This is a genomic window from Allokutzneria oryzae, from assembly GCF_042429765.1.
Classification (GTDB): Bacteria; Actinomycetota; Actinomycetes; order Mycobacteriales; family Pseudonocardiaceae; genus Allokutzneria; species Allokutzneria oryzae.
Window position 1 is genome coordinate 31,015 of record NZ_JBHLZU010000024.1, and the last position, 12,846, is coordinate 43,860.

A 12,846-nucleotide genomic window follows, 5' to 3' on the forward strand; every position below is an offset into this window, starting at 1 on the left:
GACTCGCGAGAACGTCACTCGTGATACCCCCCGCCGCCGCGCATATTCTCCGTGCTGGCTTTTCCCGTGTGGTGCCGCCAAGCCACCGATGGCGGCGACGTCTCGTCGCGGGCGGCCCAGCGGTGCCGGATGCCTTCGTCCCGCTCTCGTTCCTCCAGTTCGAACTCCACGAGCGCCTGCGCCGCGAGCAGGCGTGGGATCCAACGGTGTCGCAGGGATCGGATGCGTTGCCGGGTAACCATGATCTCGTGGTCGAGGATGCGCTCTGCCGCCGCCGCGGCAGCGTGCCGGGCACCTGCGTCCAGGGCACGGCGGAACGCTTGCGCGGTTCGGACCACGGCCACACTGCCGGGCAAGCTGATGGGGTCGAGGTCGGACGGTGTGGTCACAGCGGCATCCTCCGGCAGGCGTACGCCGATCACCGTCGTCCAGGTGACGTCGACCCGGGCCGTGGCAGCGGGTTCGGCGAGCCGCATCTCGCGCTGCCCGCCGGCCAGCGCTTCGCGCAGCAGCCAGGTCCGTGCTTCCCGCGCCCGTGCTTCCCAGGCCGCACCCGTCACCCCGGCTCGCTCGGCCAGGTCCGCCTGCCTCGCGGTGAGGGCCCGCAGTTTCCGTTCCAGGACGTCGGCCCCGCGCTGCGCCGCGTCCAGGCGGTCACGGAGCCATTGCCTGCCGCTGCGTCCTGGAGGGACGCGTAGACCCTTCATCGCGCATCCAGGAGATCGGCGGGCAACATGACGAGCTCGCGGCGTGGCAGCCGAAGCAGTGCGCGCCAGGCTCGTTCCAGGGTGTCGTCCAACTCCCGGCTCTCGTCGGTCCGCTGGTCGAGCAGGTCCTCCCGGACAGCGGTCTCGAAGTCGAGGTAGCCGCGGTCTGTTTCGGTGAGCGCGGCTACGCCGATCAGGTCGGACAGGTCACGGACCTGGCGGGCGCGGGCGAGCGCCGCCAGCAGCTGGGCGGCCACGTCCAGGTGGTCGGCGCGGGTGCGACCCGGTCCGGCGCCCTTGCGCATGAGTCGTGACAGCGACTGCAACGGGTCGATGGGCGGGTACACGCCGCGGGCGTGCAGTTCGGCGGAGAACACCAGCTGTCCTTCGGTGATGTAGCCGGTGAGGTCGGGCACGGGATGGGTGATGTCGCCGCCGGGCATGGTCAGCAGCGGCAGCACGGTCACCGAGCCCGCCCGGTCCTTGACCCGCCCGCAGCGTTCGTACAGCGTCGCGAGATCGCTGTAGAGGTAGCCGGGGTAAGAGCGGCGGGCCGGGACCTCCCCTCGGGCGGCGGAGATCTCGCGCAGTGCCTCGGCGTAGCTGGTCATGTCGGTGAGGACCACCAGCACGTGCCTCCCCTGCGCGAACGCCAGGTCCTCAGCGACGGTCAAGGCGAGCCGCGGGGTGAGAACGCGCTCGATCACCGGGTCGTCGGCGGTGTTGAGCAACAGCACCAGCTCTCCCGCCGCCGAGCGCTCGTCCAGCGCGCGGGTGACGAACGCGGCGTCGGCGTGGGTGAGCCCGATCCCGCCGAACACCACGGAGAACGGCTCACCCCCGGAGGTGGCCTGGGCGGCGACCTGCGCGGCCAGTTCGAGCTGGGGCAGCCCAGGAAGCGAGAACACCGGGAGCTTCTGCCCGCGTACCAGGGTGGTGAGCGCGTCGATCGCCGAGATCCCGGTGAGCACCGGCTCGGCGGGAGGCCGTCGCCACACCGGGTTCAGCGGGGCACCGGCGACCGGGGCGCGGATCGGCCCGGCGACCGGCGGGCCCCCGTCCAGCGGAGCGCCGCGGCCGTTGCACACCCGGCCCAGCCAGCCCGGCCCGACCGGGATGCTCAGTGGCTCGCCGGTGAACTCCAGTCGTGTGCCCGTGGCGTCCATCGCGGCCGTGCCCTCCAGCACCTCCACGACGGCGAGGTCACGATCGACCTCCAGCACCACACCGTGCCTGCGCTCACCGGTGTGCAACCGGATCACGGCGAACTCGTCCCAGCCGACCCCGTCGGTCCCCTCGACGACGACCAGCGGCCCGCGGAGCTCTCGGACACCGGTGAACTCGACCCGGGTGGTCATGGCCCCACGTCCGCCAGTCCGGCCAGGACGGTGTCCCGGCACCGCGCGATCAGGTCGCCCTGGTCCGGTCCGGCTTCCTCGCGCAGCCGCACGAGCGAGGTGAAGTCGAACCCTTCGAGCGCCTCGACCGGCGTGCCCGCGCTGACGCGCTCTCGGCAACGATCGACCACCGCGAGCACCGCGTCGGTCAGCGCGCCGGTCTTTCCTGGCGGGGACAAGGAGTCCGCCGGGGACAACGCGTTCTGCTGCAACACCGCGTCCCGCAGCAGGCGGCCGGCGAGCAGGGTCGTTCGTTCGGCATCGGACAGAGCGGCCGCTCCGAGGAGGTCCGCGAGTGCCGAGAGCCGGTCCGCGTCGGCCAGCAGAGTCGCCACTCTGGCCCTGCGGGCCGCCCAGGCGGGGTCCGGCGACCGGGCCGTGAGCGCTTCGGTGTCCCGGGAGAACGAGCCCGACCACGACACCGCGGGGTAGTGCCGGGCGTAGGCCAGGTCGCGGTCGAGCGTCCAACGGCAGCGCACGAACCGCTCGGTGCAGGCGGTGACCGGTTCGGTCATGTCCCCGCCGGGCGGGGAGACCGCGCCGACGATCGTCACCGACCCGGCCCGTCGGCCCAGCGTCTCCACCGCACCGGCCCGTTCGTAGAAGGCGGCGATCGCGGAGGCGAGATCGGCGGGGTACCCCTCCTCGGCGGGCAGCGCGCCGGACCGGGACGCGTACTCGCGCAGCGCCTCGGCCCAGCGCGAGGTGGAGTCGGCGATGACCACGGCGTGGTAACCCATGTCGCGGTAGTACTCGGCGACGGCGACGGCGGTGTAGACGCTGGCTTCCCTGGCCATCATCGGCATGTTCGAGGTGTTGGCGATGACCACGGTTCGGTCGGCGAGCCGTCCGCCGGTCCGGGGGTCGGACAGCTCCAACAGCTCGGCGACGATCTCCGCCAGTTCGTTGCCCCGCTCGCCGCACCCGGTGTAGACGATCACATCGGCGTCGCACCACTTGGCCAGCTGCTGCAGCAGCATCGTCTTGCCGGTGCCGAACCCGCCGGGCACCGTTGCCGTGCCACCGCGCACGAGGGGGTACAGCAGGTCCAGCACCCGTTGGCCGGTGTGGAGCGGCTCGACGTCGTCGACGCGGGCCCGGTGTGGCCGAGGACGGCGGACCGGCCAGTCGGTGAACAGCCCGACCGGCCTGCCGCTGACGGTGGCGACCACGTCCTGAGCGCCGCACCGCCCCTCGGCCACCGCGTCCACCGCGCCCCCGAGGTCCGGCGGCACCAGCACGCGGTGTTCGAGCGGGCCCGCGTCGCTCACCACACCGAGGAGCTGTCCGGCCTCGACGTCGGCTCCGGCCGCCACCCGCGGCTCGAACCGCCAGGAACCACCGGGCGGCTCGACGGTCACGCCGGGACCGAGGAAGGCCGGCGCGCTCGACAGCGGGCGCATCAGCCCGTCGTGGACCTGGCCGAGCAGGCCCGGCCCGAGCCGCACCGACAGCGGACGGCCCGCCGCGACCACGGGCGCACCCGGCGCGAGCCCACCGGTGTACTCGTATGCCTGCAGGCTGACGCGGTTGTCGCGGATCGCCATGACTTCCGCGGGGATGCCCGCGTCGCCGATCGCCACCAGGTCGTTCATCGCGACCGGGCCGACGTCCTCCGCCTCGACCAGCGGGCCGGCCACCCGGGTGATCCGTCCCGGCTTCATGCCGTCCACAGCTGTTGCACGCTCCCTCCGAGGTCGTCGACGGCGCGGTCGGTCAGCGCGTCGAGGCTGAGGTCGACGCGCCGGCTCCCGAGCACGCCGCTGACGCCGTCGGGCCCGTCCGTCACGGCGGCGTCCGAGCCCAGCAGGCCGCGCACGTGCGCGACGAGCCGAGCTTGAAGATCGCCCGCGCGGAGCAACCGGCCCAGCTCGGCGCGGATCCGGTCACGCAGCTCGTCGTAGATCACCCGCTGTGCGGCCAGTTCCGCCGTGCGCACGTGGCGGTGCGCTTGACCACGCCGCATGCGCAACTGGCGAAGCGCGTCCGCACGGCCGGTGGCCTCCGCTCCGTCACGGAGCTCCTTCGCCCGCGCCCGGGCCAGAGCGGTCATCGCGTCGACGTCGTGGCGTGCCTCGGCCAGTCGTGCCTCGGCATCGGCTTCTGCTTCGCCGAGCAACGCCGACCGGACGGTCCGCAACTCCGCAACGGCTTCGGCGACGTTCAGACGGCTCATCCCGGCAGCACCACGGCGAGCGGCCCGGTCCGCCCGGCGAGATCCGCACGGAGCACGCGGGCGGCTTCGGGGGTGAGGACGACGAGCGAGACGTCGTCGCCGAGCCCGGCCCAGGCCGCGTGCACGGCTGCGGCGTCCGCCGCCTCACGGACCACGGCGCCTGCCAGCGACCAGCCTCGCGCCTCCGGCGGTGCCCCGATGACCACGACCACCCCCACGGCTGCTACGCCCTTCCCATCAGGATGACGGCGACGATCAGGCCGTAGATCGCGATCCCCTCGGCGAGGCCGACGATCACCATCGCCCGGCCGAACAGCTCCGGTCGTTCGCTCAACGCCGCAAGAGCGGCGGCACCGGTGTAGGCGACGGCGATCGCGGCACCGATCGAGGAGCCCGCGACCGAGATCGAGGCCCCGAGCAGGGCGGCCCAGTTCGCGGGCGCGGTCTGGGCCGCGGCGGCGGTCTCGGCGGCGGCAGAGTGCCCGCTCACCGCCATCAGCATGACCGCGAACGCGCCGACGAGCAGCAGCGCGTCCGCGGCCAGGAACGCGCGCAGCGCGGCACGGCCGTTGCGCCGCAGCAACAGCACCGCACCAGCGGCCACCGCGGCGAGCACGCCCAGCCCAGCGATCCAGACCGTCATGGCACCTCCTTCGACGAGGAACGGCCGAGGACGTCAGCAGGCAGCCGCCACGGCCGGTACGGCCGGCCCTGCTGTTCGAAGATCCGGGAGAACAGCTCGTAGAACGCCAGTCGCAGCGCCTGCACCGCCGCGATGAGCGCTTCCAGCACGAACGTGAACACGTTGCCCAGTACGAAGAGCAGCACGCCCGCGGCGGCAGCGAGGAAACCGCCCAGTGCGAACAGATCGCGCGAGCCCTGCCACACCAGCTCGCCGAGCGCGGCGTGCACGAGACCGAACGCCGCGAGCCGGGCGAAGGACACCAGGTTGGTCCCGATCCTGATGAGCACGTCGAACAGCTGCACCCCGGCCTGGGCCACGCCCGCCGTGCCGTGCCCCGCGGCGGCCTTGTACCCGGCACCGGCGAGCAGCAGCCCGGCGACCGCGATCCCGGCGCCGACAGCGGTGAGGGCCGTGGAGCGCGCGTACAGACCCGCGCACACGCCACCGAGCCCGAGGAACACCGCCGCGCCCGCGATCCCGGAGGACGCGTACACCGCGAGCTGCGGTCCGCCCTCCCGCCACCGGTTGACGATCGCGACGACGTAGGCACCGGCCAGCAGCACCGCGCCCACTCCGACACTGGCCGCCAGGAGCTCGACCGGCTCGTGCATCGGCGCCAGCCACAGCACCGGAACGAGGCCGGTCGGCCCGAAGAACTCGCCGTACAGCAACCCAAACCCCGTGCTGGCGAGACCGGCGGCCCCGACGAACAACCACGCCGAACGCCAGCGGGCGAGCCGACGCGGCCAGCCGATCCGCAGCAGCACCGCGCCCAGCACAAGCAGCAGCCCGTGTCCCGCGTCGCCGAACATCATGCCGAACATCAGCACGTAGGCCGCGCCCGCGAGCAGGGTCGGGTCGACGTCGGGATACGCCACGGTGCCGTAGGTGGCGACCAGTGGGCTGAACGACCTCCGCACCGACCCACCGGCGGGCAGGAAAGTGGGCGGGTCGAGGCCACCGGGCGGTGGAATCCGGACCACGGAGGCACCGCGGCCCGCCAGCCGCCCGGTCAGATCGGGCACCAGCCGTTCGGGGCACCAGCCGGCCAGCGCGGCCACCGAGCCACGGCACACGGCGTTCCGGGCCAGCCGGTCCACCCCCGCTTCGGCGTCGTCGGCCGCCGAGGGCCGAGCAGCCCCGGGGGGCGAGGTTTCCGTTGGCCCGTCCTCGAAGTCGACCGTGCCGGCCACACCGACGTGCCGTAGCGCGTCCCGGAGCCCCGCGGTCGTGGCGACGATGGCGATCCGCTGCATGCGGACGGGTCGCAGCGATTCAGGCAAGGGCATCGAGCGCCTCCTGCGGGGAGCCGCCACGAGCGGCGAGTTCCAGTGCCGCTCGGCATCGCCTGGCGTCGACGGCGAGCAAGGCCGCGCAGGACACCGCGTGGGCGGGACCGAACCCGGGTCGCCGCCGGGTCGCGGAGGCATCCCGATCGAGCCTGGTCCACCACTGTTCTTCGGCCCGCCACAGCTCGTCCGGGTCCTCGACCCCGCACAGCGCCCAACGCGCTTCGGCCGGGAGCCGGCGTCCGAAGGCCGCGAGCGTGTGCGCTTGGGCTTGTCGAGCGCCCAACAGCAGCACCTGCCACCGTCGTGCGGGTTCGGGAACAGACCGACCCACAACGAACCGGGCTCGCGCGGTCAGCAGGGCGGCACCGCCCACCGCCCATGCCCGTGCGTACGGCGACGCGGAGGCAACCCTCGCTGCCCAGCTCAGGTGCACCGCCGTCGCGATGCCCCAGGGCTCCGTCGTGCCGGGGTCACCCCACGGCGAGGCCGCGAGCACGGCCCGCAGCTGCGCGGTGGAGCTCGTCTCGGCGAGCCTGGGCCATGCCGTGGCCAACGAGCCGAGCACGTATCGCGGCTGCGGGTCGGCCCCGCAGAGGGTCCGCAGGTGGTCGAGCAGGTTGGCGATCTCGAACCAGCCCGCGAGCAGCCGCATGAGGTGAGCGCCGTGTCGAGGCAACCAGCCCGCCAGCACCCGCAGATGCCACAGAACCGTGGCACTGAGCGCGTGTTCGGCAGCCACCAGTGTCTGCCCTCGGCGGACCGCGAACCCATAGGGCGTTGCGACCAGCAGAGACACGGCGTCGGCAAGGGAGGCGCAGCGGGCGATGTCGTTCGTGGCCGCCGTGCCGAGACGGCGGTTGAGCAGCCCGCCCGCCCGGACCCCTCCCGCGGTCCATGCCGCGTTCATCGGACGGGTTCGCTCAGCGAGGCGAGCACCAGCGCGACGGCTCGGTCGACAAGCGCGGGCATCCGCTCGGCCGCGTGGTGGCGCACCCGCTCGACCGCCAGCCGAGCGGTGGCGTCCAGACCCGCCAACTCGGCGTCGCCCGCCTTCTGCGCGGCTGCCGCCACCGCTGCCCGCAGGGGTTCGGTGGCCGCCTCGGCCTCGGCGACGATGGCCCGCGCGTTCTCCCGCCCGGCCCGCCGATGGGCGGCAGCTCGTTCCAGCCCGTCCTGGCGGATGCGTTCGGCTTCGCGCTCACTGTCGTCCAGCAGTGCCAGAACGGGTGCCAGCTCCTTCGCCTGGTACGTCGGCCGGTCGGCCGGAACCCCCGCAGGCGCCGCTGCCCCCGGTGCACCAGCTGGCCGGAAGCGACGCAGTATCTCGCGTACGCTCACCACACCCCGAATCCTGGCCGCGGGCCGTCCCTCCGAGTAGAGGCGTCTCTCCCCGCGCTCGAAGGACTTTCTTCCCTCTCCACCCGAGGACCACGTCGTGCGGCCAGGGCTTTCCCCCGGCGCGTGACGATCAGGTGTGGTTGTGCTCCCGAGCGTGGCTGACCAGGGCGACCAGAGCCAGGAGCGAGAGGACGTCTCCAGCGGTGAGCGCGAGTCCGGCCGCAGAGGTGGTCATGGCGGTGAAGACGGGGTTGCGGACGCGGGCGAACAGCCCGTGGCGTACGAGGGTGGTGGACTCGTCCGGGTCGACTCCGACACGCCAGGCGCTGCCCATGGCTCGCTGCGCGGCTAGCGTGCCCGTGATTCCAGCGAGCGTGAGGAGCATGCCGATCAGGTCCAGGACGGGGTTGTCGAGAGGGGGCAGAGGCGTGAGTGCGCCGAGGACCTGCGCCAGCGGCCCGGCGAGGCCCGCGATCAGGTGAGGCCGCGGAACCCGGTCGACCCGGTGTGGCGGTGGTGCAGCACAGTTCGCACGCCGAAGGCGAGCAGCAGGTAGAGCAGAGCATCAGCGCGGCGGCGGCCACGGCGGCGCTCCTTCCTTGAACATCCAACGATTCAGTCGTGAATGTAGTACAGCATCCGCTGTATGGTTATAGCCATGCTGAAGTGTGAGACGCGGGAGGACGCGCTGGCCCGCCTCGGCCGCGCGCTGGCCGATCCGACCCGCTGCCGCATCCTGGTGGCCCTGCTCGACGGCGTGGCCTACCCGGCGCAGCTGGCCGACCACCTCGGGCTGACCCGCTCCAACGTGTCCAACCACCTGTCCTGTCTGCGCGGTTGCGGACTGGTCGTGGCCACCTACGAGGGCCGCCAGGTCCGCTACGCCCTGGCCGACGCGCACCTGGAGCGGGCGCTGACGGAGCTCGTGAAGGTGGTCCTCGCGGTCGACACCGCAGAGCCCTGCGTCGACGACGACACCACCGACCGGCCCGCCGCGGCGACCTCGGTGCAGGCGAGCAGATGAGTTCCCGTTGACTCCCGCCTCGGAGCAGAGCGGGTGTGCGGATGGCTGCCGCGCCGCCCCCACCAGCGACGCGAACAGCGGCGCGGGGACCGATCCCCGGCGGCGCGCGGTGCTCACCCGCCGGGTGCGACTGCTGGTCGCCGCGACGATCACCTACAACGTCATCGAAGCAATCGTGGCGCTGGCCGCCGGGACCATCGCCTCCTCCACGGCGTTGATCGGCTTCGGGCTCGACTCGGTCATCGAAGTCGCCTCCGCGGCAGCGGTCGCCTGGCAGTTCTCCGGCCAAGACCCCCGAGCGCGGGAACGCGTGGCGCTGAAGGTCATCGCCGTGTCGTTCTTCGCCCTCGCCGCCTACGTCACCGTCGAGTCGGCGCGTTCCCTCCTCGGAGCGGCGACCGCCGACCACTCAGACATCGGGATAGTGCTGGCGGCGGTGTCGCTGGTGGTCATGCCGTTCCTCTCGGCCGCGCAACGCCGCACCGGGCGCGAGCTCGGTTCTGCCAGCGCGGTCGCGGACTCCAAACAGACCCTGCTGTGCACCTACCTGTCCGGCGTCCTGCTGATCGGACTGCTGCTGAACTCCGCCTTCGGCTGGTACTGGGCCGATCCGCTCGTCGCGCTCGTGATCGCCGCTGTCGCGGTCAAGGAAGGCCGCGAAGCCTGGCGCGGCGAGCACTGCTGCTGACGTGGCCGGGCGAAGTGGCTCAGCCATTCTGATCACCGCACGAAGCACGCGGCGATCACCGAGAGGAGGGCGACCCCGGCGACGAGGAGGTGCGGCATCCCGTGCGAGCTGACGCTCGTGGGCGGCCGAGCGGCGTCCCCTGCGGAATTCCGTCGGCGGGGTCGGTTCCGGCCCGCGACTGGACCCGGCATCCGGTCAGCCGTTGTCGCCCCCGCTGGGCACGAAGTGCTGCACTGCGAACGCGATGGCCGCGGCGAGGTCGTCGTCACTGGTCCCCCAGGCGGCCTGGACCGCGGGCCCCCAGGCGTGGCAGCTGCGGGTGGAGAACTCCCGTCCCTCGGGGGTGCCTCCCCAGGTCGCGGGGTCGAACCTCACGTCGTTGAGGAAGAAGTCGAGGCCGAGCAGCGAGAGGTCCCAGCCGCAACCGATCCCGATCGTGTGCCCGGGCCCGTAGGTGCGCACCAGGTTGTCGACGATCTCGGCGGGCGAGGCGTGCTCCAACTCCAGCACGGTGCCGCCGTCGCCGTCTGGCGCGAGGCGGACCTCGACCTCGGTCGCCATGCCCTCGCCGAGCACCCAGGTCACCTTGATCAGGCGAGGCTCCTCGCAGCGCAGGATCTCCCCGCCGGCATTGTCCTTGAGCTGGTACCTGCCGCCGAGCCGCAGGTCGCCCTCGACCGGGGCCAGCCATCGGCTGATCCGGTCGGGGTCGGTGCAGGCGTTCCACACGTCCTCGATCGGGGCGTCGTAGCCGCGGCGCAGCAGCAGCGACCGCCCTTCACCGGTGACGACCGGCAGCTTGCCGATCTCCCGGTGGGTGGCGTTGATCTGGGCGACGATGTCGATCACGTGTCTTCCTCGTTCTTCGTAGAAGGTTGTCCGCCGGCGGACGGCGTGTCGGCGGGCTCATCGCACTGCTGTCGGCGTTCGCGCCTGCCGCGCGCGAGTTCGGTGCCCAACGCGTCCAGGCGCTGAGTCCAGAACCGGCGGAAGCGCTCCAGCCAGATGTCGACCTCCCGCAGTGGCGCCGAGTCGACGGCGTACAGGCGGCGGGTGCCCTCCGCGCGGACGGTCGCGAACCCGGACTCCCGCAGCACCCGCAGGTGCTGCGACACCGCCGGCTGCGAGATCCCGAACTCGGCCCGGATGACCCCGCTGACCGCGCCCGCGCTCTGCTCGCCGTCGGCGAGCAACTCCAGGATCCGACGCCGCACCGGGTCGCCGAGGATGTCGAAGGCCTGCACGGCACAGATAATGTCAGCGCCCACTTATATAAGTCAAGCCTGAACTTTGACCGTGCTGTCCTCAGTAGACTGATGCCCACACGAAGGACAGGAGGCTGAGGTGGCCGAGACCACGCTGGCCCAGGTGATGGCCGAACTGGCCGCACTGGAGGACCAGAAGATCCGTGCGGTGAACGAGAGACACGGTGACGATCACGGTGTGAACCTCAGCAAGCTGCGCGCGCTCGCGAAGCGGCTGACAACGCAGCAGGACCTCGCGCGCCAGCTCTGGGACACAGCCGACACCGCGGCGAGGCTGCTGGCGCTCCTGATCTGCCGCCCGAAGGCGTTCGAGCGTGACGAGCTGGACGTCATGCTGCGCCAGGCGCGCACCCCGAAGGTGCACGACTGGCTCGTGAACTACGTGGTGAAGAAGAGCCCGCATGCCGAAGGGCTGCGCCTGGCCTGGTTCGCCGATCCGGATCCGGTGGTCGCGAGTGCGGGCTGGGCGTTGACCACCGAGCGCGTGTCGAAGAAGCCCGAGGGCCTGGACCTCGCGGGACTGCTCGATGTCATCGAGGCGGACATGAAGGACGCCCCGGATCGGCTCCAATGGGCGATGAACCACTGCCTGGCCCAGATCGGCATCGACCACTCCGAGCACCGCGCCCGCGCCATCGACATCGGTGAGCGCCTGGAGGTGCTCAAGGACTACCCGACTCCACCGAACTGCACGTCTCCGTTCGCGCCTGTCTGGATCACCGAGATGGTCCGCCGACAGCACGACAAGTAGCTAGGTGCGCCCCCACGCTCGTGCTCACCCTCCCGATCAACGGGTGGCTCCGGCGATGACCGTCGACAATGGACCGTTGAGCGCGGCGATGCGGCGTTGTGCGCCGACGGCCCGAGGCTCCCGGCGGCCGAGGTGACGGGCCAGGGGCCGCGAAGCTGGCGTGTGACTTGATCTCCGGAAGTCGCTCCAGCCGATATGGCTGACCCGAGCAACACCTCCAGCGAACTACGTCCAAGGCGAACTCTCGAGTGATCGCCATGCCACCGTCCAGGACCTCGGCCACGCCGGCCCACGTGCGCAATTCCTCGCGGCAGCCCTCCGCCTACATGCAGCCCCCACGCCTACGTCACGTCCTGCACGTGCCCCCTGGCGCCCCACCGCGCCCCCGGCACCCTCACCCCCGTGCCCCCCAAATCGCGTTTTGTAGCCTTAATGCGAAATGAGAGCGCTCTTTCGCACAACAAGGTGACAAAACGCGAAAACCCTGACCACGCCAGCCGACCCACAGGGGCACGGGGGAGCTAGCTCGGGCGATCGGGACGGCTTGCAGGACAGGCGCTAGGTGACCGGCAGGCCGCAGGCTCCCCTGCCGTCGGAGACGGGTTGTGGGATCAGGGCGGGGAGCATGGCCAGATCGAACGGGGATGAGTAGCCACCCGCGGCGAGCGCTTGGTCCGTCCAGTCGACGCAGGTGCTCAGCCCGGTGTCCGGGTTGGCGAGCTGGATGCGCTTGACCACCGAATGCGGGGTACCCGCGGCGCTACCGTCGCCGATGCTGGCCTCGAAGGAGGCACGCGTCTCCCGTTCGCCGTTCCAGTGCACGAAGACGTGCTGTTCCGGCTTCAGCTTGACCGGGTAAGGCTCCTCCAGGTCTCCGAGTTCGACCGTGATCAGGTAGCGACGTGGCGACCGTGCTGGGTCAGACGGGCCGGTGGTCGGGTAGTCGGTGAAGGCCGATCGCCTGATCAGGGTGATGCCGCCGTGGATGGTTCCTTGGTGGTTCCAGTCATTCGACCCGGTGCCGTACCAGGCATGCGGGCGGTTGACCCGGATGTCCTGGGAGAAGTCCACTCCCGGTTTACCGGGGGGCACCGGTTTGGCCTGCAACCTCTTCAGGGTGGCCTGACGGCTGGGGCCGCTGACGAGCTCGCGGATGTACCTGGCGCTCATCCGCCGGACGGTGTACTCGGCCGTCGGACTCATCGGCCAGGGCTGGCCATCGAGTTCCTCCGAAGAGATCCGCGGCGAGGCTGCCGGGTCAGCGCTTTGTGTCGTCGGCACAGCGGTGCCCGGCGTGGGCGGCGCGTCCGGCTGTGAGGTGCACCCCGCGAGCAGGGCTACCGCCATGGTGACGCTCAGGCATCGTGAAGACAGGTGGAGCAGCTGTTTCGGCATTGTGCTTCCTGTGCTGAGGATTGGGCGGGCCGAACGGTTATACCAACCCGCCGGGTTCGGGTTTACCGTCTTTGGCAAAGAGAACCAGCACGGCGCAGCATCCCCGCCGTCGCAATCACGCAGCCCAT

The 12,846-nt window shown here is 71.6% G+C and carries 16 protein-coding genes; 3 read left to right on the plus strand and 13 right to left on the minus strand.

Going from position 1 to position 12,846, the window contains the following annotated elements:
- Nucleotides 1-14 precede the first annotated feature (14 nt).
- From ACFFQA_RS27955 to ACFFQA_RS28000, 10 genes are all read right to left on the minus strand, one after another.
- Nucleotides 15-707 (minus strand): V-type ATP synthase subunit D, encoded by a 693-nt coding sequence (locus ACFFQA_RS27955; RefSeq protein ID WP_377858590.1) that lies wholly within the window; start codon nucleotides 705-707, stop codon nucleotides 15-17.
- Nucleotides 704-2,065: a V-type ATP synthase subunit B gene (locus ACFFQA_RS27960; RefSeq protein ID WP_377858593.1), complete on the minus strand. Its 1,362-nt coding sequence runs from the start codon at nucleotides 2,063-2,065 to the stop codon at nucleotides 704-706. The genes ACFFQA_RS27955 and ACFFQA_RS27960 overlap by 4 nt, the downstream gene beginning before the upstream one ends.
- On the minus strand, nucleotides 2,062-3,768 hold the full coding sequence (locus ACFFQA_RS27965) for a V-type ATP synthase subunit A (protein ID WP_377858780.1): 1,707 nt from the start codon (nucleotides 3,766-3,768) through the stop codon (nucleotides 2,062-2,064). The genes ACFFQA_RS27960 and ACFFQA_RS27965 overlap by 4 nt, the downstream gene beginning before the upstream one ends.
- Nucleotides 3,765-4,280, minus strand: a complete 516-nt coding sequence (locus tag ACFFQA_RS27970; protein ID WP_377858596.1) for a hypothetical protein — start codon at nucleotides 4,278-4,280, stop codon at nucleotides 3,765-3,767. Before ACFFQA_RS27970 ends, ACFFQA_RS27965 begins: the two co-directional genes overlap by 4 nt.
- Nucleotides 4,277-4,498, minus strand: coding sequence for a hypothetical protein (locus ACFFQA_RS27975; protein WP_377858599.1), 222 nt, complete (start codon nucleotides 4,496-4,498; stop codon nucleotides 4,277-4,279). Before ACFFQA_RS27975 ends, ACFFQA_RS27970 begins: the two co-directional genes overlap by 4 nt.
- Nucleotides 4,499-4,503: 5 nt before the next feature.
- A complete protein-coding gene (locus tag ACFFQA_RS27980; RefSeq protein ID WP_377858602.1) occupies nucleotides 4,504-4,923 on the minus strand; it encodes an ATP synthase subunit C in 420 nt (139 codons plus the stop codon).
- Nucleotides 4,920-6,254 carry a V-type ATPase 116kDa subunit family protein gene (locus ACFFQA_RS27985; RefSeq protein ID WP_377858605.1) on the minus strand — a complete coding sequence of 445 codons (1,335 nt, stop codon included), beginning with the start codon at nucleotides 6,252-6,254 and terminating at the stop codon, nucleotides 4,920-4,922. Before ACFFQA_RS27985 ends, ACFFQA_RS27980 begins: the two co-directional genes overlap by 4 nt.
- The gene (locus tag ACFFQA_RS27990; RefSeq protein ID WP_377858607.1) at nucleotides 6,241-7,164 is read right to left on the minus strand and encodes a hypothetical protein; all 924 of its coding nucleotides are present in this window, start codon (nucleotides 7,162-7,164) and stop codon (nucleotides 6,241-6,243) included. The genes ACFFQA_RS27985 and ACFFQA_RS27990 overlap by 14 nt, the downstream gene beginning before the upstream one ends.
- Nucleotides 7,161-7,595, minus strand: a complete 435-nt coding sequence (locus tag ACFFQA_RS27995) for a hypothetical protein (RefSeq protein WP_377858609.1) — start codon at nucleotides 7,593-7,595, stop codon at nucleotides 7,161-7,163. Before ACFFQA_RS27995 ends, ACFFQA_RS27990 begins: the two co-directional genes overlap by 4 nt.
- Nucleotides 7,596-7,725: 130 nt before the next feature.
- Nucleotides 7,726-7,980: a methyltransferase gene (locus tag ACFFQA_RS28000; RefSeq protein ID WP_377858612.1), complete on the minus strand. Its 255-nt coding sequence runs from the start codon at nucleotides 7,978-7,980 to the stop codon at nucleotides 7,726-7,728.
- Nucleotides 7,981-8,253: 273 nt separating this feature from the next.
- Between ACFFQA_RS28000 and cmtR the strand changes: the two genes are divergently transcribed.
- Nucleotides 8,254-8,619 (plus strand): Cd(II)/Pb(II)-sensing metalloregulatory transcriptional regulator CmtR, encoded by a 366-nt coding sequence (cmtR, locus tag ACFFQA_RS28005; RefSeq protein WP_377858615.1) that lies wholly within the window; start codon nucleotides 8,254-8,256, stop codon nucleotides 8,617-8,619.
- Between the two features lie 7 nt (nucleotides 8,620-8,626).
- On the plus strand, nucleotides 8,627-9,307 hold the full coding sequence (locus ACFFQA_RS28010; protein ID WP_377858618.1) for a cation efflux transmembrane domain-containing protein: 681 nt from the start codon (nucleotides 8,627-8,629) through the stop codon (nucleotides 9,305-9,307).
- Between the two features lie 195 nt (nucleotides 9,308-9,502).
- Here the strand turns inward: ACFFQA_RS28010 and ACFFQA_RS28015 are convergent, their stop codons facing one another.
- Both ACFFQA_RS28015 and ACFFQA_RS28020 read right to left on the minus strand, forming a co-directional pair.
- On the minus strand, nucleotides 9,503-10,156 hold the full coding sequence (locus ACFFQA_RS28015) for an SRPBCC family protein (RefSeq protein WP_377858621.1): 654 nt from the start codon (nucleotides 10,154-10,156) through the stop codon (nucleotides 9,503-9,505).
- Nucleotides 10,153-10,551 carry an ArsR/SmtB family transcription factor gene (locus ACFFQA_RS28020; protein ID WP_377858624.1) on the minus strand — a complete coding sequence of 133 codons (399 nt, stop codon included), beginning with the start codon at nucleotides 10,549-10,551 and terminating at the stop codon, nucleotides 10,153-10,155. Before ACFFQA_RS28020 ends, ACFFQA_RS28015 begins: the two co-directional genes overlap by 4 nt.
- Nucleotides 10,552-10,651: 100 nt before the next feature.
- On the opposite strand from ACFFQA_RS28020, the gene ACFFQA_RS28025 reads away from it, so the two are divergent.
- Entirely contained in the window at nucleotides 10,652-11,323 is a 672-nt protein-coding gene (locus tag ACFFQA_RS28025) for a DNA alkylation repair protein (RefSeq protein WP_377858627.1), read from the plus strand.
- A 558-nt stretch (nucleotides 11,324-11,881) separates the two neighbouring features.
- Here the strand turns inward: ACFFQA_RS28025 and ACFFQA_RS28030 are convergent.
- Complete coding sequence (locus ACFFQA_RS28030; RefSeq protein ID WP_377858629.1) at nucleotides 11,882-12,526, minus strand: hypothetical protein; 645 nt, start codon at nucleotides 12,524-12,526, stop codon at nucleotides 11,882-11,884.
- Between the last annotated feature and the right edge of the window lie 320 nt (nucleotides 12,527-12,846).

Excerpts from the sequence above, each read along its gene's own strand:
- ACFFQA_RS27990 (WP_377858607.1), bottom strand. The coding sequence starts at position 7,164 with ATGAACGCGGCATGGACCGCGGGAGGGGTCCGGGCGGGCGGGCTGCTC.
- ACFFQA_RS28030 (WP_377858629.1), bottom strand. The coding sequence starts at position 12,526 with ATGAGTCCGACGGCCGAGTACACCGTCCGGCGGATGAGCGCCAGGTAC.
- ACFFQA_RS28000 (WP_377858612.1), bottom strand. The coding sequence starts at position 7,980 with ATGCTCCTCACGCTCGCTGGAATCACGGGCACGCTAGCCGCGCAGCGA.
- ACFFQA_RS27960 (WP_377858593.1), bottom strand. The coding sequence starts at position 2,065 with ATGACCACCCGGGTCGAGTTCACCGGTGTCCGAGAGCTCCGCGGGCCG.
- ACFFQA_RS27965 (WP_377858780.1), bottom strand. The coding sequence starts at position 3,768 with ATGAAGCCGGGACGGATCACCCGGGTGGCCGGCCCGCTGGTCGAGGCG.
- ACFFQA_RS27970 (WP_377858596.1), bottom strand. The coding sequence starts at position 4,280 with ATGAGCCGTCTGAACGTCGCCGAAGCCGTTGCGGAGTTGCGGACCGTC.
- ACFFQA_RS27980 (WP_377858602.1), bottom strand. The coding sequence starts at position 4,923 with ATGACGGTCTGGATCGCTGGGCTGGGCGTGCTCGCCGCGGTGGCCGCT.
- ACFFQA_RS27955 (WP_377858590.1), bottom strand. The coding sequence starts at position 707 with ATGAAGGGTCTACGCGTCCCTCCAGGACGCAGCGGCAGGCAATGGCTC.
- cmtR (WP_377858615.1), top strand. The coding sequence starts at position 8,254 with ATGCTGAAGTGTGAGACGCGGGAGGACGCGCTGGCCCGCCTCGGCCGC.
- ACFFQA_RS27985 (WP_377858605.1), bottom strand. The coding sequence starts at position 6,254 with ATGCCCTTGCCTGAATCGCTGCGACCCGTCCGCATGCAGCGGATCGCC.